General features: G+C 72.5%; 22 protein-coding genes. 10 read left to right on the top strand and 12 right to left on the bottom strand.

Going from position 1 to position 23616, the window contains the following annotated elements; all coding sequences use genetic code 11:
* Positions 1-247: 247 nt before the first annotated feature.
* Complete coding sequence (locus ACILSK_RS10115) at positions 248-1288, top strand: CobW family GTP-binding protein (RefSeq protein WP_395727021.1); 1041 nt, start codon at positions 248-250, stop codon at positions 1286-1288.
* Positions 1289-1378: 90 nt separating this feature from the next.
* Here the strand turns inward: ACILSK_RS10115 and ACILSK_RS10120 are convergent, their stop codons facing one another.
* A complete protein-coding gene (locus ACILSK_RS10120; protein WP_395727139.1) occupies positions 1379-3652 on the bottom strand; it encodes a heavy metal translocating P-type ATPase in 2274 nt (757 codons plus the stop codon).
* A 128-nt stretch (positions 3653-3780) separates the two neighbouring features.
* Positions 3781-4065 carry a DUF1490 family protein gene (locus ACILSK_RS10125; RefSeq protein ID WP_395727022.1) on the bottom strand — a complete coding sequence of 95 codons (285 nt, stop codon included), beginning with the start codon at positions 4063-4065 and terminating at the stop codon, positions 3781-3783.
* 168 nt (positions 4066-4233) lie between these two features.
* On the opposite strand from ACILSK_RS10125, the gene ACILSK_RS10130 reads away from it, so the two are divergent.
* Positions 4234-4902 carry an NrtR DNA-binding winged helix domain-containing protein gene (locus tag ACILSK_RS10130; RefSeq protein ID WP_395727023.1) on the top strand — a complete coding sequence of 223 codons (669 nt, stop codon included), beginning with the start codon at positions 4234-4236 and terminating at the stop codon, positions 4900-4902.
* 56 nt (positions 4903-4958) lie between these two features.
* Here ACILSK_RS10130 and ACILSK_RS10135 read toward each other — a convergent pair whose 3' ends face one another.
* The 7 genes from ACILSK_RS10135 to ACILSK_RS10165 all read right to left on the bottom strand — a co-directional run bounded on the left by ACILSK_RS10135 (position 4959) and on the right by ACILSK_RS10165 (position 12103).
* Positions 4959-5732 (bottom strand): SDR family oxidoreductase, encoded by a 774-nt coding sequence (locus ACILSK_RS10135; RefSeq protein ID WP_395727024.1) that lies wholly within the window; start codon positions 5730-5732, stop codon positions 4959-4961.
* Positions 5733-6626, bottom strand: coding sequence for a dihydrodipicolinate synthase family protein (locus ACILSK_RS10140; protein WP_395727025.1), 894 nt, complete (start codon positions 6624-6626; stop codon positions 5733-5735).
* Positions 6623-7450, bottom strand: coding sequence for an enoyl-CoA hydratase-related protein (locus tag ACILSK_RS10145; RefSeq protein WP_395727026.1), 828 nt, complete (start codon positions 7448-7450; stop codon positions 6623-6625). The genes ACILSK_RS10140 and ACILSK_RS10145 overlap by 4 nt, the downstream gene beginning before the upstream one ends.
* Positions 7451-8668, bottom strand: a complete 1218-nt coding sequence (locus ACILSK_RS10150; RefSeq protein ID WP_395727027.1) for a CaiB/BaiF CoA transferase family protein — start codon at positions 8666-8668, stop codon at positions 7451-7453. It abuts the gene before it with no gap.
* Positions 8668-10038: an FAD-dependent oxidoreductase gene (locus tag ACILSK_RS10155; protein ID WP_395727028.1), complete on the bottom strand. Its 1371-nt coding sequence runs from the start codon at positions 10036-10038 to the stop codon at positions 8668-8670. The genes ACILSK_RS10150 and ACILSK_RS10155 overlap by 1 nt, the downstream gene beginning before the upstream one ends.
* A complete protein-coding gene (locus ACILSK_RS10160) occupies positions 10031-11314 on the bottom strand; it encodes an MFS transporter (RefSeq protein WP_395727029.1) in 1284 nt (427 codons plus the stop codon). The genes ACILSK_RS10155 and ACILSK_RS10160 overlap by 8 nt, the downstream gene beginning before the upstream one ends.
* A gap of 183 nt (positions 11315-11497) precedes the next feature.
* A complete protein-coding gene (locus tag ACILSK_RS10165) occupies positions 11498-12103 on the bottom strand; it encodes a helix-turn-helix domain-containing protein (protein WP_395727030.1) in 606 nt (201 codons plus the stop codon).
* A gap of 58 nt (positions 12104-12161) precedes the next feature.
* Here ACILSK_RS10165 and ACILSK_RS10170 point away from each other — a divergent pair, with 58 nt between their 5' ends.
* Positions 12162-13595 carry an aldehyde dehydrogenase (NADP(+)) gene (locus ACILSK_RS10170; protein WP_395727031.1) on the top strand — a complete coding sequence of 478 codons (1434 nt, stop codon included), beginning with the start codon at positions 12162-12164 and terminating at the stop codon, positions 13593-13595.
* Positions 13596-13731: 136 nt separating this feature from the next.
* On the opposite strand, the gene ACILSK_RS10175 is transcribed toward ACILSK_RS10170, so the two are convergent.
* The 3 genes from ACILSK_RS10175 to ACILSK_RS10185 all read right to left on the bottom strand — a co-directional run bounded on the left by ACILSK_RS10175 (position 13732) and on the right by ACILSK_RS10185 (position 18831).
* Positions 13732-17043: a heavy metal translocating P-type ATPase gene (locus ACILSK_RS10175; protein WP_395727032.1), complete on the bottom strand. Its 3312-nt coding sequence runs from the start codon at positions 17041-17043 to the stop codon at positions 13732-13734.
* A gap of 61 nt (positions 17044-17104) precedes the next feature.
* Positions 17105-17338, bottom strand: a complete 234-nt coding sequence (locus ACILSK_RS10180; protein ID WP_395727033.1) for a heavy-metal-associated domain-containing protein — start codon at positions 17336-17338, stop codon at positions 17105-17107.
* Between the two features lie 47 nt (positions 17339-17385).
* A complete protein-coding gene (locus tag ACILSK_RS10185) occupies positions 17386-18831 on the bottom strand; it encodes an MFS transporter (protein WP_395727034.1) in 1446 nt (481 codons plus the stop codon).
* Between the two features lie 260 nt (positions 18832-19091).
* Between ACILSK_RS10185 and ACILSK_RS10190 the strand changes: the two genes are divergently transcribed.
* The 7 genes from ACILSK_RS10190 to ACILSK_RS10220 all read left to right on the top strand — a co-directional run bounded on the left by ACILSK_RS10190 (position 19092) and on the right by ACILSK_RS10220 (position 23264).
* Positions 19092-19328 (top strand): hypothetical protein, encoded by a 237-nt coding sequence (locus ACILSK_RS10190; protein WP_395727035.1) that lies wholly within the window; start codon positions 19092-19094, stop codon positions 19326-19328.
* 73 nt (positions 19329-19401) lie between these two features.
* Positions 19402-20730: a flavin-containing monooxygenase gene (locus ACILSK_RS10195; RefSeq protein WP_395727036.1), complete on the top strand. Its 1329-nt coding sequence runs from the start codon at positions 19402-19404 to the stop codon at positions 20728-20730.
* A 368-nt stretch (positions 20731-21098) separates the two neighbouring features.
* The gene (locus tag ACILSK_RS10200) at positions 21099-21998 is read left to right on the top strand and encodes an alpha/beta hydrolase fold domain-containing protein (protein WP_395727037.1); all 900 of its coding nucleotides are present in this window, start codon (positions 21099-21101) and stop codon (positions 21996-21998) included.
* A gap of 4 nt (positions 21999-22002) precedes the next feature.
* The gene (locus ACILSK_RS10205; RefSeq protein ID WP_395727038.1) at positions 22003-22401 is read left to right on the top strand and encodes a hypothetical protein; all 399 of its coding nucleotides are present in this window, start codon (positions 22003-22005) and stop codon (positions 22399-22401) included.
* 5 nt (positions 22402-22406) lie between these two features.
* Complete coding sequence (locus tag ACILSK_RS10210) at positions 22407-22874, top strand: hypothetical protein (protein WP_395727039.1); 468 nt, start codon at positions 22407-22409, stop codon at positions 22872-22874.
* A gap of 10 nt (positions 22875-22884) precedes the next feature.
* On the top strand, positions 22885-23010 hold the full coding sequence (locus tag ACILSK_RS10215) for a hypothetical protein (protein ID WP_395727040.1): 126 nt from the start codon (positions 22885-22887) through the stop codon (positions 23008-23010).
* The gene (locus ACILSK_RS10220) at positions 23007-23264 is read left to right on the top strand and encodes an ATP-binding protein (RefSeq protein ID WP_395727041.1); all 258 of its coding nucleotides are present in this window, start codon (positions 23007-23009) and stop codon (positions 23262-23264) included. Before ACILSK_RS10215 ends, ACILSK_RS10220 begins: the two co-directional genes overlap by 4 nt.
* Positions 23265-23616 lie beyond the last annotated feature (352 nt).

Raw genomic sequence — 23616 nt, forward strand, 5'->3', positions numbered from 1 at the left:
ACGTCGTGATTGTCCTACCGACAATCACGACCACCCGACCGGGAAATGAATTCCGATGCCTTTGACGTGCAGTCACCGACCACGACCCGAACAGGGGAACGCGACCGGGACCGGCCGCTCGGCCTCCGGCGGCGGTGGCGGCGGGGCCGGTGCCGACCCGATGCCGTCCGGACGGGGGCGTGGCCGCGTCGCGCCTCCCGGCACGCCTGGTTGCTAACGATAATCGTTCGCGATTACGATGCAACCCATGCTTCCCGTGGTGATCCTCTCGACCGTCGACCCTGTCCTGCGCGAGACCGCGCTGTTGTCCCTGCTGACCGACCTGCCCGGCACCGGTGTGCTGCGTCAGGACCTCGACCCGACGGCCGGGTCGTTGCGCCGGGTGGTCAGCGACGAGCACGGCGTCCACGAGGACACCACCCGGCTGCTGGAGCACGCCTGTTTGGGCTGCGCGATTCGCGAGGACTCGGTCCCGGCGCTGGCGGCGATGGCCGCGTCCGGCCGGTGGCAGCGCATCGTGTGGGCCCTGCCGGTGTCGGCGCAGACGCTGCCCGCGGCTCGCCCGCTGTGCGCGGACGGCGACGTCCACGGGGTGCAGCTCGCCTCCGTCGTCTGCATCGTCGACGCGGACCAGGTCGAGCGTGACCTGATGGAGGACGATCTGCTGGTCGACCGGGGCCTCGCGCTGGCCGTAGAGGATCGGCGGTCGGTCGGCGAGGCGGTCGCCGCCCAGTTGGGGCATGCCGACCTGGTGCTCACCACCGGCGCCGACCCGATCGGGCTCACCCTCGCCGATCATCTGCGTGGGCGCCGCACCATGCGGTCGGACCTGTTCCACATCCGGGCCGCCCAGGTGTTCGCGCCCCGGCATTCCCCGCGGCACGCCGAGGCCCGGATCGACCCGTGCCGGATCCAGGCGCCGGACGCGCCCGACGCGCACGGGGTGTGGAGCCTGGACATGCTCAGCCCCCGGCCGGTCCACCCGGGTCGTTTCTTGAGCGCGCTCGACGACCTCGCCGGTGGCCGTGTCCGCTCCCGCGGTCGTTTCCACCTGCCGACGCGACCCGGCCGGGTCGGGGTGTGGGACGCGGCCGGGCGTCAACTGTCGATCGGTGACGGTGGCCCGTGGCGGATCGGCACCCCGTCGACCCGCCTGGTGTTCACCGGAGTGGACGACGACCGGGCGAGAGTCGCCGGCGGGTTCGCCCGGATGCTGATGACGGACGCCGAGCTCGCCGGGAGCCGGCCCACCGCCGACGGTCTCGACGAGTGGCTGGGTGACCGCTGAGCCGATTGTGCCGCTCCGCCTACCGGCCTTGAGCCTGCGGCACCGTCCGGCCGCGACGGAAGGTGCCGCAGGCTCACGTCGGCAGATGGCTCACGTCAGCGGGGTGGAGCGGTCCCGGGAGGGAACCGGTCGTGCCGGCAACCGGTGGCGGGTGAGTCGGGCGCTGTTGGCCGCCACCGCCACGGACGAGACGTTGTGCAGGACGGCGGCGAGCACCGGTGAGAGCGCGCCGCCGGCACCGACGGCCAGGCCGGCCGCGTTGACCGCGATCGACATCCCGTAGTTCTGGCGGATCAACCCGATCGTCCGCCCGGCCAGCTCGCGCAGCTCGAGCAGCCGCCGCAGGTCGTCACCGGCGAGCGCGACATCTGCGGTCTCCACCGCCACGTCGGTACCGGAAATGCCCATGGCGATACCGATGTCGGCCAACGCCAGGGCGGGGGCGTCGTTGGTGCCGTCGCCGACCATGGCCACCATGTGCCCCTCGTCGCGCAGCGCGGCGATCGCATCCTGCTTGTCCTCGGGCAGCACCTCGGCGCGCCACTCGTCGATGCCCAGCTCCTGGGCGACGACCGCGGCGGTCACCGGGTGGTCGCCGGTGAGCATGACGATCCGTCGAACCCCGTCGGCCCGCAACGCGTCGATCACGGTCCGCGCTTCGGGCCGGATCTCGTCCCGCAGGCTGACCAGGCCGACCAGCCGACCGTCCACCGCGAGCAACAGGGGCGTCTCGGCGGCCGCGCGTAGCCGGTCCACCCATTCCCGGGCCTTGGCGGAGATGCGGACCTTCTCGGCTCGCAGGAACTCCGGGCGGCCGAGCAGCAGGGTGCGGCCGTCGGCCCGGGTCCGCATGCCCAGCCCGAGGAGCACCTCACACTGCTCGTGCGGCGGAATCTCGATCCGCCGCTCCTCGGTCGACCGGATGACCGCCTGCGCCAACGGGTGTCGGGAATGGACTTCGGAGCTGGCCGCGTAGGCGAGCACCTGTTCGGGCTCCCAGCCGCGGGCCAGCGCGATGACGTTGGTGACGATCGGCCGGCCGGTGGTCAGGGTTCCGGTCTTGTCGAAGACGATCGCGTCGATCCGGCCGGCCGCCTCAAGATGCGAGCCGCCCTTGATCAGGATGCCGCGCCGGGCGCCGTTGCCGATCGCCGCGCTGATGGCGGTCGGCGTCGACAGGCCGACCGCACAGGGGCAGGCGACCAGCAGCATCGTCATGGCCCGGCGGACGTCCCGGGTCAGCAGCAGGGTGGCCGCGGCCAGCCCGAACGACATCGGCACGAACCGGCGGGAGAAGTTCTCGCCGACGGTCTGGATCGGCGCCCGGTCCTGTTGCGCCTGCTCGACCCGCTGGATGATCCGGCCGACCGCCGTGTCGGCACCGACAGCGACGGCGCGAACCACGATCCGACCGCGCAGCAGCACGCTGCCGGCGTGGACCGTGGCCCCCGGTTGCACGGTGATCGGCAGGTTCTCGCCGGTGATCGCCGACTGGTCCAGGACGCCGTCACCGTCGATGATCTCGCCGTCGACCGGCAGGGCGACGTGTTCATGCACGACGACCTCGTCGCCGACCTGCAGCGCGGACACCGCAATCTGTTGTTCCACGCCGTCGCCCAGGTGCACCCAGGCGGTGTCGGCCGCACCGGAGATCAGCTCGGCGATGGCTCGGCGGGTTCGGCGCAGGGTCAGATCCTGCAGGTACTCGCCGATGTTCAGCAGCCACAGCACCGTCAGCGCGACCACGTTCTCCCGCAGCACCAGCGATGCGATGGTCGCCGCGGAGACCAGGGCGTCGGTGCCGGCGGTGCGCCGGCCGCGCAACGAGGCAAGAGCGCCGCGCAGGAACGGGTACCCCGTGAAGATGGTGACGCCGGTGGCCACCAGCCGGCCGCCCGGCCCGAGCACGGGCGGCCGGCGCAGCAGATAGCGGCGACCTCCGAGCATGAGCAAGGCGGCCCCGCCGACCACCATCCGGACGATGTCCCCGGAGGTGACATCGGCGGATCGCGGTGCCCGGGCAACCTCGGCGCGAGGATCGGTGCCCAAGGCGCGGGCGATCGCCTGCCGGGTCGCGCCCCGGTCGAAGGAGGCCGGACGGTACCAGACCAGCACCGCGCCGGTCCGGGGAAAGGCGTGCACGGCGAGCACTCCCGGCACGGTGTCGACCGCGTCCTCGACTGCGACCGCCCGGGCGATCGACCCCCGCAGCTCCGGGATCCGGAGCCGCCAGCGGCCCGCCGCGTCGGACACCGTGATGACGTCATGTTCGCGGTCGGGCACCTCCGCGGGCGGCGCGGCCACCAACCGGCGGTCCCGACCGGGCGTCACGGCCGCTTCCGGCGCCGCCGCGTGCGCCGCCATGTGGGCGTCGGCGGTCGCCCGTCGAAGGGCCTGGTCGGCGCCGGTGACGACGGCCCGGGCGGGCCCGCCCGGGCCGGCCGATGTCGAGATCGCCTTGGACGGGGCGGGTTTCGGTCGGGCCACGCCGATCAGTGATCGTGGTCGTGGGCCTGTGCCGGCTGGGCCGGCGGCGGCGCCTGCTCGCCGATCTTCTCCCGGGCCTCGGCCACCACATCGCCGGCGGTCAACCGCAGGTTCTCCGCGCCGGACTCGAGCCGGCGCTTGCCCCGAAGGGTCAGTGCGGTGACCGCCACCACGCTCCGTTTGACCGCTGCTCCCGTGGCCGGGCGCTTGAGCCGATCGACGACGGCCGCACCGGCCACCCCGCTGATCAGAAGTCCGGCGGCGCGTACCGCGAGATGCCCGGTGACCATGAACTGTTCCTTCCGACGGCGGCTTCCGCACCGAATGATAACGATTCTCGTGCCTGGTGTGCTGCGCGTACGTCGTCGGACTCGCCGAGCACAGCGTACGGGCCGGCGAAGCGCCACTCTGCCGGGCCGAACCCAACGAAGGCGCAGGTCCGCGCTATCGTGCTCGGCGTGGCTGCCAATAGGAAGTTGACCGACTATCCTCGGCCATCTGTCGCGGTCGACGTGGCCGTGCTGACCGTGCAGGACGGCAGGCTGCAGGTGGTGGTCGTCGACCACACACTGGGTGGATCGGCCCTGCCCGGGACTTTCCTGCACCCGGGCGAGGTGCTTGCCGACGCCGCGGCCCGGGCGCTGGCGGACAAGGCCGGCCTGCGGCGGGTTCCGTACACCCAGCTCCACGTGTTCGACCGGTTGGATCGGGACGACCGCGGCTGGGTGCTCTCGGTCGGGCACAGTGCGGCGGTGCCGGCGGAACACCTGCCCGCCGAGAGCCGGCTGCTGCCGATCCGGCAGGGACGTCCGGCCGGGACGCTGCTGTTCGACCATGCCGAGATCGTCCGGCTCGCCGTCGACCGGCTGCGCCGCGACTACGCCACCGAACTGGACCCGGCCGGGCTCCTGGGCGAGCGGTTCACCGTGTTCCGGCTCCGCAAGGTGTATGAGGCGGTCTTCGAACGGCCGTTGATGAAGGACACGTTCCGCCGGCTCGTGGTGCCGAACCTGGAGTCGACCGGCGAGTACGGGACGGATCTCGGCCGCCCGGCGGAGGTCTACCGGCGGACGGCGCGGTCCCGACTGTCCCCCAAGGCCTGGGCCACGCTCACCGCGCCGGCCTGATCCGCCGGTCCGATCGCCGCCGGTCCGCTCGCCGCCGGCCGATCACGGCGTGATGATCACAGCGTGCCGAGCATCCCACCGTCGCAGCGGACCGCGGTGCCGGTCACGTACGACGCCGGGCCGCCGCACAGGAATGCGGCCACCGCGCCGAACTCGGCCGGGTCGCCGAACCGGCCGGCCGGGATCGAACGCAGTGACTCGGCGGTGACGTCGGCGACGTCCCGCCCGCTGCGCTGCGCGACCGTGGCATCCAGCGCCCGCATCCGTTCGGTCGAGATCCGGCCCGGTAGCAGCATGTTCACGGTCACACCGGCGGCGGCGACCTCGCCGGCCAAAGTCTTGAGGTAGCCGGCCAGCGCCGCCCGGCCGGTGTTGGACAACGCCAGGCCGGGGATGGGGGAGTGCACCCCGCTGGACCCGATGGCCAGGATCCGTCCCCATCCCTGCTCGCGCAGGTGGGGCAGGGCCGCCTCGACGATGGCCCGCGGCGCCAGCACCAGTGACGCCAGCGCGGCGGTGAGCGCCTCCGGGTCGAGACCGGCGGCCCGGCCGGCCGGCGGCGGTGGGCTGTTCAACACGACGATGTCCAGGGCGCCGACGGCGTCGACCGCCGCGGCGTGCAGGGCCAGCCCACCGTCGACGGTGGACAGGTCGGCGGCCAGGCCCACGCAGCCCGGATACTCGGCCGCGATCTCCCGGGCCAGCTCGGCCCGCCGGCCGGCGAAGACCACCCGGCAGCCCTCCGCGGCCAACGCCCGGCCGGTCGCCGCGCCCAGGCCGGCGGTCGACGCGCACACCAGCGCCGCCTTGCCCGCGATTCCGAGATCCATCTATGTCCTCCGATAGGTGAGTACGGCGTCGAGGTGGTCGCGGAGCAGGGGCCGCAGGGCCTCCGGCAGGGCGGCGGCCGGCGGTCGCACCGCACCGTGGTCGAGCAGTCCCCGGGCGACCAGGCACTCCTTGCGGATCGCGAGCGCGATCCGGGCCTGCTGCTCGAAGTTGACCAGGGGCAGATAGGGCGCGTACACCTCCCGCGCCTTGGCGTACCCGCCGGCCCGGAAGGCCGACACGCACTCCTGCAGCGCCTCCGGGAACGAGAACCCGGTCATCGCTCCGGCACTGCCACAGGCGAGCTCGTCCAGCAGGCCGATGCCGCCGAGACCGCCGAACACCGGCACCCCCAGGTCGATGAGTGACGCGATGGCCGGCGGTGTCGGCGGGGCCTCGGCCTTCACCGCGGCCACCACGCCGGCCGATGCCAGGTCGGCGACCACCCGGCGCAGCGCGGGCCCCGGAACGGTGACGCCGCTGGCCACCGGGTAGTCCTGCACAACGATCGGCCGGCCGGTGGCCGCCGCGATCCGGCGCAGGTGGTCGGTGACGACGGCCGGGTCGGCGCTGTTCACCTGGACCATCAGGGCCACCGCCCGGTCGCCGGCCACCTCCAGCACGGCGCCGGCCTCCTCGATCGCCGGGGCGGTGGCCAGCGCGGTCAACCCGACGACCATGGGCAGGTCGACCGCATCGACGACGGTGCGCAGGACGGTCGCCCGTTCGGCCGGCGACAGCGCAGCGGCCTCCCCGAAGACGCCCAGCACGGTCAGCCCTTCGACGCCGATCCCGGCGTAGTGCCCCACCAACCGGTCCAGGCTGCGCCGGTCGAGCGTCAGCGACGGATCGAACGGGGTGGCGACCACGCCCCACACCCCCGGCTGCAGGCTCACTTTCCGGTCCAGACCGGGGCGCGCTTCTGCTGGAAGGCCAGCGGGCCCTCGTCCGCGTCGGCGCTGGTCACCGCGGCGATGACGCCGGGCAGCCGGGCGTCCCGGGCCTCGTGCGGGCTCAGCTGCGCGGTGCGCGTGGCCAGCTGCTTGATGGCCCGGACGGCCAACGGGGCGCAGGCGAGGATGTCGTCGATCCACCGCTGGACGGCGGCGTCCAGCTCCGCCGCCGGCACCACCTCGTTGACCAGGCCGAACCGGTGCAGTTCGGCGGCGTCGACCTTGCGGCCGGTCAGCAGCATGCCCATGGCGGCGTTGTGCGGGATCTTGCGTTGCAGCAGGACCATGCCGCCGTCCATCGGCAGCCGGCCGACCCGCGGCTCGGGCAGCGCGAATCGGGCGGTCTGCGCGGCGATCACGATGTCGCAGCCCAGGACGAGCTCCATGCCGCCGCCCAGCGCGTAACCGTTCACCCGGGCGATGACCGGGATGTCCAAGGTTCGCCGCAGGCTCAGCCCGCCGAATCCGTCGGGTTCCAGGTGCGCCCAGTAGTCGAGCCCGGTGCGGCCGATGCCGGCCGCCGACATGTCGGCACCGGTGCAGAACGCCCGGTCGCCGGCGCCGGTGAGGACGACGCAGCGCACCTCGGGGTCGGCCTCGATCCGCGCCCAGATCGCCTTGAGCGTCCGGGTCGCCGACTCGTCCAGGGCATTGAGCACCTTCGGCCGGTCGATGGTGACGTAGGCGACCCGGTCGCGAATCTCCAGCCGGACCTCGTCGGTGACCGGACGCTGCTCGGTGACCGGACGCTGCTCGGTGACCGTCACTCAGATCACCCGCTCGGCCCGTAGCTGCGCGATTCGCTGCTCGTCGTAACCGTTCTCGGCCAGCACCTGCGCGGAATGCTCACCCAGGGTCGGGGCCCGGTGCCGGACCGCGGCCGGCGTGGCGGACAGCGTGATCGGCGCGTTCAGCACCTGGACGGTCCCTTCGATCGGATGGTCCATCGTCACGATCATCTTGTTGATCTCGGTCTGCGGGTCGGCCAGCGCCTGCACCATGGTCAGCACCGGGGCGCAGAGCAGGTCGACGTCCTCCAGGCGCTTGATCCAGTAGTCGGTGGTGTTCGTGGCGCAGGCGGCGCGGAAGATTTCCTGCAGTTCGGGCTTGTTGGCCAGCTGACCGTCGTGATCCTGCAGGTCCGGTCGCTGCCAGAGGTCGTCGCCCAGGTCCAGGGCCTCGCACAGGTCGCGCAGCGGTTGGGCCTTGAACGCGCCGACGAAGCAGACCGCGCCGTCGGTGGTCGGGAAGACGCCTGAGAGTGGCATCGCCGCCCAGTTGACCTCGGCCCCCCGGTTGAGCTGGGTCGCCGCCTCCTGCATCTGCATGTGCAGCATCGAGTCGAACATCCGCACGTCGACCCGCTGGCCCTCGCCGGTCCGTTCGCGGGCGAACAGCGCCAGCAGCACGCCCTGCGCCAGATGCATGCCGGCGGTGTAGTCGCACAGGGTCGTCGGGTAGACCGACAGCGGGGTTTCCTCGCTCTGCCGGCGCCACATCACCCCGGACAGCGCCTGCAGCAGGATGTCCTGGCCACCCTTGTGGGCGTACGGCCCGATCTCGCCGAACCCGGTCCCGGACGCCCAGATGATGCGCGGGTTGATCTCCCGGAGCTTGTCGTAGCCGAAGCCCATCCGGTCCATGACGCCGGCCCGGAAGTTGCTGACCACCACGTCGGCGTCCCGGACCAGGTCGTAGATCACCTGCTTGCCGGCGTCCCCGCGGGTGTCCAGGGCGATGCTGCGCTTGTTCCGGTTGATCGAGTAGAAGATCGGGTTGTCCAGCCCGCTGGAGTCCGGGAACGAGTTCCGGGACAGGTCGCCGACCCGCGGGCGCTCGACCTTGATCACCTCGGCGCCGAAGTCGGCCAGCAGTTGGGTCGCCGATGGACCCATGTACACCTGGGTGAAGTCCACGACGGTGATCCCGTCCAGGGCGCCCGCGGGCGTAGCTGCGCCTGTTGATTGGGTGTCGGGTGCGGTCATCAGTGTTCGACCTCCGATTCGGTGGTGTCCGGGTTGGCGATGCCGGCGTTGGCGCTGGGAACGTCACCGGGGTCGGCGCCATGCTTGCGCATCTGCTTCTGGATGTCGACGGGGTCGACCTCGCGGACGGTGATCTGCTCGTCCACCGCGATCGCGGCGGCCAGCCCGGCCGCCTGCCCCATGGCCATGCACGGGGGGATCTCCCGGGACATCTTCTGGGCCTGCGGGGTGGCCGAGTAGTGCCGGCCGGCGACCAGCAACTGGTCCACCCGCTTGGGCAGCAGCGACCGGTAGGGGTAGTAGTAGTCGCGGCCCCGGGCCACCGTGTCGGCGAAGTGGCGCCGCTCCCGGACGTCGTCGACGGTGACGACGTACTCGCCCTCGAGCAGCCGGGACTGCCGGACGCCCATCTGGTCGGCGACGTCCAGCACGTAGCAGTGCTCGAAGCCGGGCAGGGTGCGGCGGGTCAGCTCGACCGCCTCGGCGATCTTGTCCCGGGCGGCGAACTCGGCCTGGGTGAGCGAGACCGGATCGGTGCCGTCGAAGCCGGCCATGTGCGGGGCGTTGCACCAGACCACCCCGGGGATGGGGGTTTTCAGCCACCAGAGCTCCCAGGCGCCGCCGAGCGCCCGCTTGATCGCCTTGTTCAGCGCCCGCGCCTCCCGGGGATGGGCCTGCTCGAACGCCTCGGCGGCGGCCGTGTCGACGCCGCCGAGCCGGAACACCAGGGTGGTGATGTAGGAGTCCTTGATGTACGGGGCGCCGGCCCGGGCGGCGACGTCGATGTCGCCGGTGGTGTCGATGACGACGTCCGCCCGCACCGCCTGCGGTCCGCTCTTGGTCTCGGCGACGACGCCGCGCATCCGGCCGTCCTCGACGATGGGCCGGGAGAACCAGCTGTGCAGCCGCAGGTCGACCCCGGCCTCGCGGACCAGGTCGTTGGAGACCCGCTTCCAGCCGTCCGGATCGAACGCGACGGCGTAGCAGATCGGCTTGGGGTTGCTCGCCGTGTGGAAGTCGAAGGTGCCGAAACGGCCCCAGCGGTTCCACATCTCGGTGGACGCGATGCGGTCCTCCTCGGGCGGCAGCACGGCGAGACCGATCCGCTGCAGCCGTTCGACGTACTCGCTGACGATGCCGGTGACGGTGATCTCGGAGCCGTTGATCATGTCGTCCAGCACCAGGACCATCCCGCCGGAGGCGAGGCCACCCAGCGCCGGGTAGCGCTCCAGCAGGGTGACCGACACCCCGCTGCGGGCGGCGCTCACCGCCGCGGCGACGCCGGCGGGGCCGCCGCCGACCACCACGACATCGGACTCGGCGACGACCGGACAGTCGATCGCGGACAATTCCAGGGTTCGCTCATTCACCGACGAACACTCCTTCGCTTCGGCGTGCCCACTGGTAGAGCACGATGCTGATCAGGGCGAGAGTTGCGGCGTAGACCGGGAACAGCCAGCTCAGGCCGATGCTGCCCAGCCACACCACGAGGTAACCGGCGGTGCCGCCCATGGCGGCGACCCCCACGCCGTAACCGAGGCCGCCGCCGGCCGCCCGGATGCCCTTGGGGAACAACGAGGTGCTGGTGACCACGTACAACGTCATGTTGATCAGCAGCACCGGGGCACCGAGCAGCAGCACGGCGGCGAATCCGCCGAGGCCCTGACTCGTGTACCAGAGCATCAGGAAGACCGTGGGGATCATCAACCAGCGGCCCACCAGGAACGTGCGGCCGAGCCTGAACCGGTCGGTGAACTGCCCGACGATCGGCGAGCCGAGCACCATGAACAGGGCCAGCAGCGTGGTGATCCCGAAGACCGAGGTGAGGTCCTCGTGGTAGGCCGTGCGGGCCAGGTTCGGCAGGCCGATGTTCCAGCCGTAGTTGAACGCCTGGGCGGCGCCGACGATGAAGACGACCGCGAGCAGGCTGCGCCAGCGGCCGAAGACCTGTCGCCAGATTTCCGACGTGCGGCCGACGTACTCGGGCTCGCTGTCGTGCAGCGTCTCGGGCAGCGACCGGCGCAGCCAGATGACCACCACGCCCATCGCCGCGCCCACCCAGAACGGGATGCGCCAGGCCCACTCGGCCATGGCCGCCGAGCCGAGGGTCAGGCCCAGCAGGAAGGGCAGCAGCGAGCCCAGCATGATGCCGAGATTGACGAAGCCCGAGATGATTCCGGCGGCCAGCCCGGACCGGTTCTGCGGCATGATCTCCACGCCGTAGGCCGTCGACAGGGGCGCCTCGATGCCGGTGGACAGGCCCTGCAGCAGGCGGCAGACGAGCAGCACGACCGGTGCCAGCCAACCGATCGTCTCCACGCCCGGCAGCACGCCGATGACCAGCGTCGTGCCGGCCATCACCCCGACCGACCAGAGCATGACCGCCTTGCGACCGACGCGATCGGCCACGCCGCCGAGCAGGATGCCGCCCAGTGGCCGGGCGACGAACCCGACGGCGAACACCGACAGAGTCAGAAGGGTTGCCTCCAGCGGATTGTCGGTCCGGAAGAAGTGCACGCCGATGGTCGCGGCGAGCAGGCCGAACACCTGCCAGTCGTACCACTCGAGGGTGTTGCCGAGACCGAGCCCGAGCATCGATCGCCGGAGCACATGGCGCTCCTGGGGTGATCGGTCGGGCGGCGGCATCGGACCAGACTGGCCGATCGGCTCCGGTTTGGACGAGGTCACGGACATGTCGTGCCTTTCCGATGACGGCGGTGTCATCAGGTAGCAGGAGGGTGCGCGCGAACCCCACGGCGGGGTCGCGAGCAAAGCCGGTGGCGCGCCGGGTCGGGCGCCGGTGGTGGGACGAGGACTTTGGTCGCTCGGCTACCAGGTGGGTGGCGTGGAAACCCACACGGCGTCAACGGGTTCCGGTCCCCGATTGACGAACCAGTGCGGGATGGTGGAGGAGAACCGGATGGAGTCGCCCGGTTCGAGGAGGTACCGGTCCGCGCCGACGTGCACCTCGAGCCGGCCGGTGATGACGACGCCGAATTCCTCCCCGTTGTGCAGGAAGGGGGTGTCGCTGGTGTCGTGCCCGGGCGAGGAATGCACCCAGGTGGCCTGCAACGCCCCCGACAGGTCGGGGGTCAGCATCTCGTAGATGCAGTTGTTGCCGGCGATGTGCGGCCCGTCGATCCGGCGACGGTCGGTCGCCCGGACGACGGGCGAGGCGGTCTCACCCACCAGCATCAGCCGCCCGACCGGCACGTCCAGGCCGTGCGCGATCTGGACGAGGGTGGCGAAGCTGGGGTTGCCCTTGCCGCGTTCGAGCTGGCTGACGATGCCCGAGGACAGGCCGGCCCGGTCGGCGAGCTGCTCCAGGGTGAGGCCGGATTCCTTGCGCAGGGCGCGGACACCGGCGCCGATGGCCGCGACCATCGGTCCCACCTCGGGGGCGGGGCGATCGGCCGGCATCCATGCTTCCGTCATGAATACACACGATATTGAAGTTCTTCACTTTGTCAAGGGTTCGTCGTACGCTGAGGCCATGACGACTTCATTGACAGCTTCCCTGGAGACCACCGCATCCAGTACCGAGACCGAGATCGAGTCGGTACTGGCGGCCGCTGCCCAGGCCGCCGAACGCTTACGCGATTCCGCCGGGGCCGACCGGGCCGGCTGGCTGCGCGCGATCGGGGGCGCGCTGGAGGCTGCCCGCGCCGAGCTGGTCGACCTCGCCGCGCACGAAACCCGCCTGCCGGCCGCCGCGCTGGAGGTCGAACTGAGCCGAACCGTTTTCCAGTTGGAGCATTTCGCCCGCGCCGCGGAGTCCGGCGCCGGTCTGGACGTCGTCGTCGAGGACGCCGATCCCGACTACCCGGTGGCCCCCCGGCCGGATCTGGTCCGGGCCGACCGGCCCGTCGGTCCGGTGCTGGTGTTCACCGCGAGCAACTTCCCGTTCGCCTTCTCGGTGGCCGGCAACGACACCGCCTCCGCCCTGGCCGCGGGCTGCCCGGTGATCGTCAAGGCCAACCCGGGTCATCTCGAGCTGTCCGCCCGTACCGCGTCGGTGGTCGCCGCGGCGCTGGACCGCGCGGGCGCGCCCGCCGGTTCGTTCGGCCATCTCATCGGCGTCGCCGCCGGCACCGCGGCGCTGACCGATCCGCGGGTGAAGGCGTGCGGCTTCACCGGCAGCCTGGCCGGCGGCCGGGCCCTGTTCGACACCGCCGCCGGACGGCCGGATCCCATCCCGTTCTACGGGGAGTTGGGATCGCTCAACCCGGTGTTCGTGACGCCGGCGGCGGCCGCCGCCCGCGGTGCGGAGATCGGTGCGGGATTCGCCGCCAGCGTCACCGGCCGGGCCGGGCAGCTGTGCACCAAGCCCGGCGTGCTGTTCGCGCCGGCCGGGTCGGCCGTGCCGGCCGCCGCGACGAGCGCCGTCGGCGATGCCGGTCCGGCCGCCCTGCTCACCGACCGGATCGCCGGCGCCTACGAGGCGGGCATCGAGGCGTTGGCCGCGCTGCCCGGAGCCCGGGTGCTCACCGGCGGTTCATCGACCGCGCCGACCCTGGTCGCGGTGCCGGGGGAGCGCCTGCTCGCCTCCGGGATTCATCTCGAGGAGTGCTTCGGCCCGGCCGCGGTCGTCGTCGAGTACGACGACCCGGCCCAGTTGACCGACTTCGCCCGGCGGTTGGGGGCCAACCTGACGGCGACCGTGCACGGCGAGCCCGACGACGACGTCGCGGCCACGCTGGTCCCCCTGCTGGCCGACCGGGCGGGCCGGCTGATCTGGAACGGCTGGCCCACCGGGGTGTCGGTGACCCGGGCGTTGCACCACGGCGGTCCCTACCCGGCGACGACCGCGCCGGGTTTCACCTCCATCGGGGCCGACGCCATGCGGCGGTGGCTGCGGCCGGTGACGTACCAGAACTGGCCGGTCGAGCTGCTGCCCGCGGCGGTCCGCGCCGCGCTTCGGGGGTGACCCGGAGCGCGGGCGCCGCCGGTCGGAGGGGCCGTGAAGCATGCAGGCGCGCGGGGTCTCGCTCGGAGCCCGGCGTCGGGATCCTGGACGCGTTCCTCGGACTCCCCACAGGATCGCCTCGGCCTGAGCCCGCGGGTCAGGACGCGTCGACGGTGAACGGAACGGTGATCAGCCGGCCGTCGGCCAGCCCGAACTGACCCCAGATGCGGTACCGGCCCGGGCCGGGCAGTTCGGTGTGCACGCCGAGGTCGGGACCGAACGTGCTGCCGGGGACGGCGAACGCGGTCCGCCCCTGGTCGTCCCGGGTCTCGGCGTGCTCGTGGGCGAAGGTGCTGCCGTCGGCGCGGATGACGGCCACATGCCCGGCGGCGGCCAGGTAGGGCTGCAGGTCGTCGATCGGCCGGCCGGTGGCCGCGTCGGTGAACCGGAAGTGCAGGTCCGTCCGCCCGGAGGCCAGGGCGTCACCGGTCAGGTCGACCCGGACCCCATCCACCTCCACTGATCGCGGACCCGGCTCGAGCGGCACCGGTGCGGGGGCCGCGCCCGGGACGGTCAGCACCAGCCGATCGTGCACGTCGGTCAGCTGACCCTGCCGGCGGAATTCGGTGTTCACGATGTAGTCGCCCGGGGTGGGGAAGATCAGTTCGACGGCCAGTTCGCCGGGCCGGCCGGTGGGCACCGGGTGGACGTGCGCGAAGGTGCCCAGATCGGTGCGGGTGGCGATCAGGTGCATCCACGCCTCGTGACTGCGCACCAGATCCTCGATCGGTGAGCCGGTCGCGGAGTCGGTGACGGACACCACCAGCCGGGTGGGGGAGCCGGCGCGGGCGTCGGCCGACAGGGTCACCCGCACGTCGTCGCCGGCGTCGGCCGCCTCGACGGGTGGGATGTCCGCGTCCATCATCACGCTCATCGCCGGCCGCATCGGCATGCCGGTGCTCTGGGTCCATGCCAGCAGACCGTTCATGCCCCGGCCCGCGACGTCCATCCGGCTGACTGCGTTGAGCGTGCCGCCGATCAGCAGGGCCACCACCGCCACCGTCACCAGGTACGACCACCGGGCGACGCGCTCGGTCAGCGGTGGATGCAGGATCTGCCGCGCGGATGCGGGCCGCTGAAATCGTCGGAGCCGCAACGCGTTGGTCAGCACGCTGACCGAACTCATCGCCATGGCCGCGGAGGCCAGGATCGGGTCCAGCAGCAGCCCGTCGACGGCGTACAGGGCGCCGGCGGCCACCGGGATCAGCAGCAGGTTGTAACCGAAGGCCCAGCCCAGGCCCTGTTTCATGGTGGCCACCGTGCGGCGGGACAACGCCACCGTCGTGACGATGCCGCGCAGGTCGCCGCCGATCAGCGTCACGTCCGATGCGGCGATCGCGACGTCGGCGCCGGTGCCGATCGCGATGCCGACGTCGGCCGTGCTCAGCGCGGCGGCATCGTTGATGCCGTCGCCGACCATGCCGACGACGTGCCCGTCGCGCTGCAGCCGCGTGATCGCGGCCGCCTTCGCGGCCGGGCGCACGTCGGCGAGGACCCGGTCGGCCGGGATGCCGACCTGCTCGGCGACCGCGGCGGCGGTGGCGGCCGTGTCGCCGGTCAGCATCCACACCTGCAGTCCCAGTGCGTGCAGCTGCGAGATCGCCTCGGCGGAATCCGGTTTGACGGCGTCGCTGACCAGCAGGGCGCCCGCGGCCCGGCCGTCGACGGCCATCAGCATGGCCGTGCCGCCGCGGCCGGCCGCCGTCGCGACCGGCGAATCGTCATCGACGCGCACGCCCCGGGAGATCATCAGCGCCGCGTTGCCGATCAGCACCGAACGGTCGTCGACCACCGCGGCGACGCCGAATCCGGCCAGCGCCTCGAAGGCGGACACGGTGGGCAGGGTGCGGCTCCCGGCCGCGGCGACGATCGCCTCGCCCAGCGGATGTTCGCTGCCGAGTTCGGCGGCGGCGGCCAGGGTGAGCAGCTCGTCGGTGGACCAGCCGGCGGCCGGGACGACGCCGGTCAACACCGGGCGGCCGGCGGTGATGGTGCCCGTCTTGTCCAGCACGACGGCGGTGAGTCCGGCGGCCCGCTGCAGCGCGTCGCCGTTGCCGATCAGGATGCCGAGCTCGGCGGCGCGGCCGGTGCCGACCATCACCGCGGTCGGCGTGGCCAGGCCGAGCGCGCACGGGCAGGCGATGATCAGCACCGCGATGGTGGTGGACACGGCCATGGTCAACCGCCCGGTGTCCGGGCCGAACAGCAGCCACGCGGCGAAGGTCGCCACGGCCAGCCCCAGCACCACCGGGATGAACCACGCCGAGATCCGGTCGGCCAGCCGCTGCATCGGCACCTTGCCGGCCTGGGCGTCCTGCACCAGTCGGACGATCTGGGCGAGCGCGGTGTCGGCGCCGACGGCGGTGGCCCGGGCGATCACGGAGCCGGTTCGATTGCCGGTGCCGCCCAGCAGGGCGTCGCCGGCGCCCTTGTCCACGGGCAGGCTCTCACCGGTGATCATGCTCTCGTCGACGGTGGTGGTGCCATCGGTGACGACCGCGTCCACCGGGACGGTGTCGCCCGGCCGCACCCGGAGTTCGTCGCCGACGCGGACCTGGTCGAGTGGGATGTCCCGCTCGCTGCCGTCCCGCAGCACGCGGGCCGTCGGCGGGGCCAGATCCATCAGCGCGGTGATCGCCGCGGCCGTCGACGTCCGGGCCTTGGCCTCCATCCAGCGGCCGGCCAGCACCAGAGCCAGGATGACCAGGGCGGTTTCGAAGTAGACGTGCAGCGGGAGCCCCCACGACTCGGCCAGGCCGGGCCACAGGGTGACGAAGGCGCTGTAGCCGTAAGCGACGGCCGTGCCCAGCGCGACAAGCGTGTTCATGCTGACCGATCGGTGCCGGGCGGCGGTCCAGGCGGACCGGTAGATGTCCCGGCCGGCCCAGGCCATGACCACGGTGGAGACCGCCAGGATCGCCGGCATCAGCACGTCCATGGTGTCCAGGTAGAACGGCACGTACATCAGCACCATCAGCCCCAGCCCGGCGGCCAGGGTGATCTGCCAGCGCCGTTTCAACTTTCGCAGTTCGACGGCGGCCGCGTGCGCGCGACCCTCGGCGGCGGCAGTGGCGCCGTCGTCGGCGGTCTCGGTCCCGCCGGCCGCCGGGTTCTTCGCGGGTTCGGTCCGGTCCCGCGGTGGGCGGGCGGTGTACCCGGCCCGGGAGACCGCCCGGAGCAGGTCGTCCAGGTCCAGGCGGTCCGAGTCGTAGGCGACGGCCGCCACCTCGGTGGCCAGGTTGACCTGGGCCTCGGCGACCCCGTCCAGCTTGCGCAGGGCCCGCTCCACCCGGCCCACGCAGGACGCACAGGTCATGCCGCCGATCTCCAGCGTGCACTGCGTTGTCGATGTGGTCGTCGGCGGGTCGGTGGGTGCGATCGTCGGCGGGATCGTCGGGGTGGCGGTCATCGTCCTGTCCTTTCGGTTCGGATGCGTTGCCGGATAGGCGGTGTCGAATGGAGGGTGTCGGTCAGGGGAGGAGGGCGTAGCCGCCCGCGTCGGCGGCGGCGGCGATGTCGACCCGGTCGACCGGCCGGTCGGCGTGCACGGTGACCGAACCGGTGGCCAGGTCGACGTCGACCCGCTGCACGCCCGGCACCCGGCCGATCTCCTGCCGGACGGCCCGTCGGCAGTGCTCGCAGGTCATTCCGGTGACCCGGAAGGTGGTGCTCGACACGAAGGTGTGCGGGGTGGTGCTCATCATGGCGTTTCTCCTCGGTGGGTGTGCTGATCAGTGCCGATCGGTGCCGATCAGTGGTGGTGGGAGTGGTGGACGGCGGCGGGCGTTGCGGTGGGGACGGCGAGCAGGGTGAACACGAACAGGACGGCCAACGCTCCGGCGGTGGCGAAGAAGGCGGCGCCGTACCCGTTGATCAGCCCGGTGCGGCTGGTCAGGTCACCGGCCACCGCGGTGAGCGCGGCCACCCCGATCGCGGCCCCGACCTCGTGCCCGGTCATCATCAGACCGGAGGCCAGGCCCGACTTCTCGGCCGGCACATCGCCCATGGCGGCGACCGAAATGGCCACGAACATCGGCCCGACGCCCGCGCCGACCAGGAGCAGGCCGGGAAGCACGTGCCAGGCGTAGGAGGTGCCACCGGCGGCGAGCGCCAGCAACAGCACCCCGGCGGCCGTCACGACCAGACCCTCGAGGATCAGCGTGCGCGGTCCCACCCGGCCGATCACCTTCGACGCGACGGTCGCGGACAGGGTGATCGCGGCGGCCAGCGGCAGGAACTGCAGGCCGGTGACGACGGCCGACGAGGCGATGATGCTCTGCAGGTACAGCGAGCACAGGAAGATCGCGCCGACCACGACGCCGGTCACGCCGGCCATCACGACGGAGGCGGAGATCAGGGACCGGATCCGCCACGTCGACGGCGGCACCAGCGGGTCGCGGCTGCGCTGCTCCAGCCGGGCGAACGCGAACAGCAGGATCGCCGCGGCGGCCAGCGCGCCCCAGGTGCGCGGTGCGGCCGGGCCGGCCGACCGGATGGACTCGATGCCGAAGACCAACAGCAGCAGCCCGGCGACCAACGTGGCCGCCCCGCGAAGGTCGAGCCGGCGCAGCGCACCCGGTCGGGACGCCCCGGCGGGCACCGCCCGCTGCGCCGCGACGACCACGGCCAGGCCGATCGGCACGTTGATGAAGAAGACCCAGCGCCAGCCGAAGGAGCTGGTCAGGACGCCCCCGACGAGCACGCCGGCGGCGATGCCCAGGCTGCCGACCGTGCCCCAGACGGCCAGGGCGGTCTGCCGCTGGCGGCCGGCGTAGGCGGTCATGATGATCGACAGGGCGGCCGGGGTGAGCAGTGCGGCGCCGGCGCCCTGGGCGGCGCGGGCCAGGATCAGCATCAGCGGTGTCTGGGCGAACCCACTGATCAGGGAGGCCCCGGTGAACAGGACCACCCCGGCGAGGAAGGCCCGCCGGCGATTCATCAGGTCGGTGATCCGGCCGCCGAGCAGCAACAGGCCGCCGGAGAGCAGCACGTAGGCACTGATCATCCACTGGTAGTCGGGCGACGACAGCTGCAGCGACTCGCCGATGCTGGGCAGGGCCACGTTCACCACCGACACGTCCAGGATCACCATGATCTGGGCGGCGATCGCGACGGCGAAGACGGCCCAGGATCGGCGGGGCGGGTCGGGGTGCAGGTCGTGGGGTGGGGCCGGTGCGGTCGAGTGGTGGGTCGACATGGGTCCTCCTGGTTCGGGTGGGGGGGGGCGGGACGTGGTCCACCGTCGTCGCCGATGCCGGTCGATCGCGCCGGTGAAATCGCCGGGGCGCTTGCCGGCCCGTCGCACGGTCACCGCCAGGGTGTCGTCGGCGTCGGCGTCGGCGTCGGAGTCGGCGTCGGCGTCGGCGTCGGCGCCGGCTCCGCCCGGTGGTCACTCGGTCCGTTCTTGTCCGTGCTGGTTGGGTGCAGCGACTGCGCCGGCCGCGGCGCTCCCGATTGGTGACCTTGCCGCCGCCGCAACGACGCTCACTGCTCGCCGCGCTCGGCGAGGAGGCCGGGGTGGGTGACCGGTTCCTGGCGGACGACCTGCCGGCGGTGGTGCTGGGTGGCCTGGCCGGGGACGCCGCGGAGGCGCTCCTGGCGGCGCGCGCCGGCGGCGCGGTCGATCAGCAGGTACGGGACCAGCTGATCGCGGCGACCGACGGCAACCCGCTGGCCCTCGGCGGTATCGGGTAGCGGCGGCCTCTTGTGGCGAACCCGGCGATTTTGCCGGCGAGAACCCGGCGGTCCGGGCCATAGCGTCCCGGTCATGACCAACCCGATCCAGGCCTCCTCCGACCCGTTCGCCGATTCCTCGCGGGCACCTCACCGGTCGTCGGCCCCTGGTCAACCGCACAACAGTGGAGAAGTGATGATGCGCAACGATTCCGACCCGCTGGACGTCCTGGTCATCGGGGCCGGCCAGGCCGGTCTGGCGATGGGCCAGCAGCTCGCCGGGCGGCCCGTGCGGTACCTGCTGGTGGATGGCGCCCCGGAGATCGGGCACAGCTGGCGCTCCCGCTGGGACTCGCTGCGGCTGTTCAGTCCGGCCGAGTACGACGGCCTGCCGGGAATGCCGTTTCCCGCACCGGCCGGGGCGCATCCCGGCAAGGACGACGTGGCCGACTACTTGCGGTCGTTCGCGGAGCGTGTCGAGCTGCCGATCCGCCGGTCGACTCCGGTGAACCGGTTGCATCGCACCGACGGCCTGTTCGTCGCCTCGGTACCGGACGGGGTGCTCCGGGCGCGAAAGGTCGTGGTGGCCACCGGTCCGTTCCAGAAGCCGTTCGTCCCGGCGCTGTCGGCCGACTGCGCCGTGCCGCAGCTGCACAGCGCCGACTACCGCAACCCGCGGCAGGTCGCCGGCGACGCCTCGGTTCTGGTGGTCGGAGCGGCCAATTCCGGCCTGCAGATCGCCGCCGAGCTCGCGGCCACCCACCGGGTCGTGGTGGCGGCCGGATCACGTCCGCCGCAACTGCCGCAGCGCATCCTGGGCCGGGACCTGTTCCGTTGGCTCGACGGCGTCGGCTTCTTCACCCTGCCGGCCGGCGGGCGGATCGGCCGACGGTTGCGCCGGCGCGGCGATCTGGTGATCGGTACCCGAACCCGGGACCTTCACGGGGCAGGAGTGGAGTTCCGGCCACGACTGACCGGATTCGCCGGGACCGGCGCACACTTTGCCGACGGATCGGCCGCATCGATCGATGCGGTGGTGTGGGCGACGGGCTACCGGTCGGACTACCACTGGCTGCAGGTGCCCGGCGTGGTGACGGGCGGCGTGGTCCGGCACCGGGCCGGCGTCACCGACGTGCCCGGGCTGTCGTTCCTGGGGCTGCCGTGGCAGACCAGCCGTGGGTCGGCGCTGCTCGGCTTCGTGGGGCGAGACGCGGCGCGGCTGGCCGAGCACATCGCGCCCGACCGCCCGACGTCCCGGGTGCAGCCGGCAGGGGGAGCGACCCCGGTCGGTCGGGCCGGTCGGCCCGCGCCGGCCGGCCGCAGGAAGGCGACCGGAGTGGGTCCGACCGGCGCGCTTGCGGCCGCCGCAGCTGATGGCGGTCGACCTGCGCTCCGAGGTCAGGTCGCCAGAGATTCCGGGTGAGACGGCGGTGGCCTGGCCGGGCGACGACGATCCAACCGACGGATCGTCGGGCTGTGCCACCCGGCCAGCGTGCTGCCGGTCCACCCCACCTACGCTGCAGCGGTGAACTCGCGCCACGACGGTGATCCGCTGGTTGTGCTGGCGCGCGCAGGAGATCGGACAAGGCTGGTTCACCCGCCGGGACGCGCAATGACTGTTCAGCCCGGCCGAGTACTGCGGCCCGCTCAGGACGCCGTTGCTCGCGGCGCCGGGAAACTGCCGGGCGCCCGGAACCGATCGCGGCCCAGGATCCGTGGTGGCCGTCCCCGAGCCGGGCGGACTCGTGTCATGGTCGGCATCCCGGGACGGCACCACCGAGGCGACGGTCGATGACCGAGCTCCCGCCGAACCCGTTCCCGCCGTACCGCCCGCCGGTCGAGCCGACGACCCGGGCCGACGGTGCCCGGATCTTCACCGGCATCAGCTACGCGGTGATCTCGGGCTACCGGCCACTGCAACTGGACGTGTGGGTGCCGCCGGCGGCGGTTCCGCCGCCGCTGGTGGTCTGGATCCACGGGGGTGCGTGGCTGTTGGGTGACCGCCGGTACCTGCCGGAAACCCTCCGCCCGAACCAGCTTTTCGACGCGCTGCTGGCCGCGGGTCTGGCGGTGGCCACCGTCGACTACCGGCACACCCGGGAGGCGCCGTTCCCCGCCCAGCTGCACGACGTCAAGGCGGCCCTGCGGTACGTGCGCGCGCATGCGGCCGAGCTGGGCGTGGACGCGGCGCGGGTCGGCGTCTGGGGCGAATCGGCGGGCGGTCATCTCGCCGCGCTGCTCGCGCTGACCGCGCAGCGGCCCGACCTGGAGGGTGACGTGGGCGCCCCCGGCCGCGCCGGCGATGTTGCTGCCGTCGTCGACTGGTACGGCGTCGCCGATCCGGACGCCATGGGCCGGTTGCCGGCGGACGCCGCGACGGCCATGGGGATGCCCGACCATCCGCCGGACCTGCTGTTGGCCGGTGCCGCACCGGCGACCCGCGCCGACGCCGCCCCGCTGCGCCAGGTGCACCCCGGTGCCCCGCCGTTCCTGCTGATGCACGGCACCGCCGACCGGCTGGTGCCGTTCGCGGACAGCGAGGCGCTGCTGGGTGCGCTCCGGGCCGCGGGCGTACCGGCGGAGCTGATCCCGGTCGAGGGCGCCGACCACATCTTCGCCGGCTACCCGGATATCGACGCGCTGGTGGCCCGGTCGGTGCGGTTCCTCGCGGAGGCATTGGCGTCCACCTGAGATTTTGGCGGACCCGCGCGGCAGTGCCTCCGGCTCGTTCGAGGGTGGCGGCGTCAGGGCCGCGGCCGGCGAGTGGGCCGCGTTCGTGGTCGGCGACGAGCTGTTCCGGCAGGCCGCGCCGGCCCAGTTCTGGTTCCTCCGGCTCGACGGGCGGGTCGAGTCGTTCCGGCGGACCGGCCACGACGAGCAGCGGGTCGGCACCATGGACACCCCGGGCCAATGGGCCGGCGGCTTCCGGGCCTGGGACCAGCACGGTGTGTATCTGGCCACCGGTCGTGCGGTCGAGTCCGGCCATCTGGTTCGGGTGCCGGCGGACCGCCTCCCGCCCGGGCGGGCGAGTCAGGCGATCTGGTTCGGGTGCTGGCGGACCCGCCTCCGCCCCGGGCGGTCGACTCGCTCGTGACGGCCATGGCCGACCTGACGGCCTCCCGCCGCCGGTTGGCGCCGTCGTCGGTCACCGCGGAGCAATTCGTCGCCCTGGACGTGCTGCGGGCCGAACCGGTCGCGACAACCGGTCCGCCGCCCACCCCGCTGGAGCTGGCGGACCGCGAGGCGGTGCTCCCGGACTGGCTGGCCGACCGTGGCATGGACCGCGACTGGGTTCATCACCCCGGTGCTGCCGCGGCCGGGCGAGACGTGGCGTGGTGCGAGCAGGCCGCCGCCGTCCCGGCCCCGGCGCTGGGCGCAGCGTTGGAGTGGGTCGCACAGTCGCTGACGACCGAGTTGCTGCTGGGCGGGCGAGATCGAGGGACGCGACCGGACGGATCTCCGGACTCGTCGGCGCCGTCAAGGACTACACCCGCCTGGACCGGGCCGAACTCGCGGAGGTGGCGATCGCCGTGGCGTCGACAGCAGGCTGACGATGCTCGCCCGTGACCTGGCGGGGGTGACCGTGCTGCGCGAATACGATCCGGATGCCCCGGCCGTCGAGGCCAATCAAGCCGAGCTCAATCAGTTGTGGACGCATCTGGTCCGCAACGCGGTGGACGCCAGGGCGGGGCCGGTCGATTGACCGTTCGGATCGCCGGCGACCACGAGGGTGTGCTCGTGCAGGTCGCGGACACGGGTCCCGGCATGCCGGCCGACGTGCGCGCGCACGCGATCGACCCGGTTTTCACGACGAAGGAGGTCGGCGAGGGCACCGGACTTGGCCTGGGCATGTCCCGGCGGATCGTCGTCGACTCGTACGGCGGCGGGATCGCTCTGGACAGCGGGCCTGCGGGAACCCTGGTCGAGGTTCGACTCCCCGCCCGACGGAGGCGTTGAGAACCACGGTTCGGCGCCCCGCGTCCGGGTGAGCGACCAGCCCACCTCGACACGGGACCAGTGATTCGTTCCGGAACCGGTCCGGCCGTCCGCATGCTCCGATTAGTCCGGACGTGTGAACGGCATGAGAAATCGGGCCCGTGATTTCCCTCACGAAGGCGTTTGCGGCAAGATGGAGGGCCGTCACACCCGTTGGTCATGGACGGCTGCGATCCGACAGGGACACCGGTCCGCTCACTTTTCAAGACGAGAGACGAGATCATGAAGCTGTTCCAGGCGTGCCCGCGGTGCGGTTCGGCCTCTGCTTCCTACGCCCCGTACCTTGCCGACGCGCCGAACAGTTCGACTGGTG

It is taken from the genome of Nakamurella sp., from assembly GCF_044224575.1.
Lineage (GTDB): Bacteria > Actinomycetota > Actinomycetes > Mycobacteriales > Nakamurellaceae > Nakamurella.